The organism is Streptomyces sp. NPDC047061, assembly GCF_040643955.1.
Lineage (GTDB): Bacteria > Actinomycetota > Actinomycetes > Streptomycetales > Streptomycetaceae > Streptomyces.
The window spans coordinates 1-2,378 of the sequence record NZ_JBEYVI010000120.1 but is presented as its reverse complement, the minus strand read 5'-3'; the positions used below and the strand labels follow the sequence as shown (position 1 = coordinate 2,378).

General features: G+C 70.7%; 1 protein-coding gene. It reads right to left on the bottom strand.

Going from position 1 to position 2,378, the window contains the following annotated elements:
- Positions 1-2,378 (bottom strand): acyltransferase domain-containing protein (locus tag ABZ887_RS51010; RefSeq protein WP_361306559.1); only part of this gene is annotated, 2,378 nt, incomplete at both ends.

Sequence of the window (2,378 nt, the reverse complement as noted above, 5' to 3'; positions counted from 1 at the left end):
CCCAGCCCGGCGACCACATCGTGGAAGTTCACACCCGCCGCCCGCAAACCCACCCGGACCTGACCCGCTGACAACTCGGCGCCCGCCTCGGGAGCATCAACCACAGCCGCACTGCCCAGATCACCCGGCTCTGCCACCTCCACCCGCCAACCCGAACCACCAGGCAGCGCCAGATCCCCGGACGCATCCGCCCGGACCAGCCGACGCCCGAACGCCACCACGGTCCCGCCGTCACCAGCGGGACGGATGCGGACCTCGGGTTCATCAGCATCCAAAGTCAGGGCCAGGACGGTGTCCACGTCGGCGTCACGGCTCGGGTCCAGGCCGGCTGCCGGGTCGACATCGACCAGCAGCACACGCCCCGGGTGCTCCGACTGCGCCGAACGCACCAGACCCACCACCGCCGCACCCGCCAGATCCTGCCCGGTAGCCGCACCCTGGGCCCAGACCACCAACCGCGCATTGTCCGTCCCGGGATCGGCCAGCCACTGCTGCACCCAACCCAACACCGTCGCAGCAGCCTGCTGGACCGCCTCCGGCTCCGAAACCCCCAACGGGGCAGCCGGCACTGCCGCCACCACCACCGGAGCCAACTCGGACTCGCCATGCCGCACCCACTGCACCGCGGCGGCGTCAGGGGTCTGCACCACCATCAACGGAACCCAGTCCACCGTGAACAACGACTGCCGCACCTGCCAACCAGTACCGGTGAGCTGACCAGCCGACGCCTCCCGCAGCACCAACGACCGTGCCGCCAGCACCGGCTGACCGACACCGTCAAACGCCGTCACCGAGATCCCACCCGACCCACGGGCCAGCACCACCCGCAAATGACGCGCACCCCCGGCCAGCAACCGCACCCCCGACCACACGAACGGCAACCCCGTCCCACCACCGCCATCGTTGCCAGTGCTGGCACTGCTGGCACTGCTGGCAGTGATGAGACCGTGCAGGGCAGCGTCGAGGAGGGCGGGATGCAGGCCGAACCTGCCAGCATCAGCTTCGACAACCTCAGGCAGCTCAACCTCGGCATAGACCGTATCCCCGGCACGCCATGCCCGGCGCAGGCCCTGGAACGCCGGACCATAGCCGTAACCGCGCTGGGCGAATTTCTCGTAGGCGTCATCGACCGGAACCGACTCCGCGCCGACCGGAGGCCAAACGGACAGCGGAGCCGGAACGGGCTCGCCATCGGCCAGGGCCAGCGCACCGACCGCGTTCCGAACCCACTCACCCTCCCCCTCACGGGAGGAGACCGTGACCGTTCGCCGGCCGCTTTCGCCGTCACTGTCACCGACGTGGACCTGGACCTGCACGCCACCGGAGGTGGGAAGGACCAGCGGTTCCTGGAGCGTCAACTCCTCCAGGACACCACACCCGGCCAGGTCGCCGGCGTGGACCGCGAGGTCCACGAACGCGGTGCCGGGCAGCAGGACGGTGCCGTGGACGGCGTGGTCGGCCAGCCACGGCATCGCGGCCAGCGACAGCCGACCCGTCAACACCAGCCCGTCGCCCTCGGCCAGCCACACCGCCGCCGCCAGCAACGGATGCCCGGCGGCCTGCACACCCGCCGACGGCAGATTCCCCGCCCCGGCGACCGGCTTCGGCCAGTAGTGCTGCCGCTGGAACGCATACGTCGGCAGCCCGACCTTCACCGCCCGGCCCTCGTCGCCGGTAACGGCAGCCCAGTCCACCTCCACGCCCGCTGTCCAGGCAGCCGCCAGCGCGGTCAGCCACCGGTCACGGCCGCCATCACCACGCTGCAGACTGGCCGCCGCCACCACACCCTCACCGGCCTGCGCGACCGCCATACCCAGCACCGGATGCGGACTGACCTCCACAAACACCCGATGGCCCTCAGCCGCCAGACCGGCAACGACCTCACCAAACCGCACCGGCTCCCGCAGATTCCGATACCAATACCCACCATCCAACTCAGCGGTATCCACCACCCGCCCCTCAAGCGTCGAATAGAACGGCACCCGGCTACTGACCGGGGCCAGCCCCGCCAAATCCTCCGCCAGACACTCCCTCACCGCCTCGACGTGCGCGGTGTGGGAGGCGTAATCCACCGCGATCCGACGCGCCCCGCGATCCGCAAACGCTTCCGTGAACTCCGCACACGCCTGCGCGGCACCAGCGACCACCACCTGACGGGGAGCATTGACCGCCGCGACCGACAGGTCCTGGCCCCACCGGGAGATCCACTCCCCCACTTCCTCCAGGCCGGCCGGCACCGACACCATCCCGCCGGTGCCCGCCAGATGCCCGGCCAACGCCCGACTGCGCAACGCCACCACCCGCGCGCCGTCCTCCAACGACAGCCCGCCCGCCACACACGCCGCCGCGATCTCACCCTGACTGTGACCGACCACCAC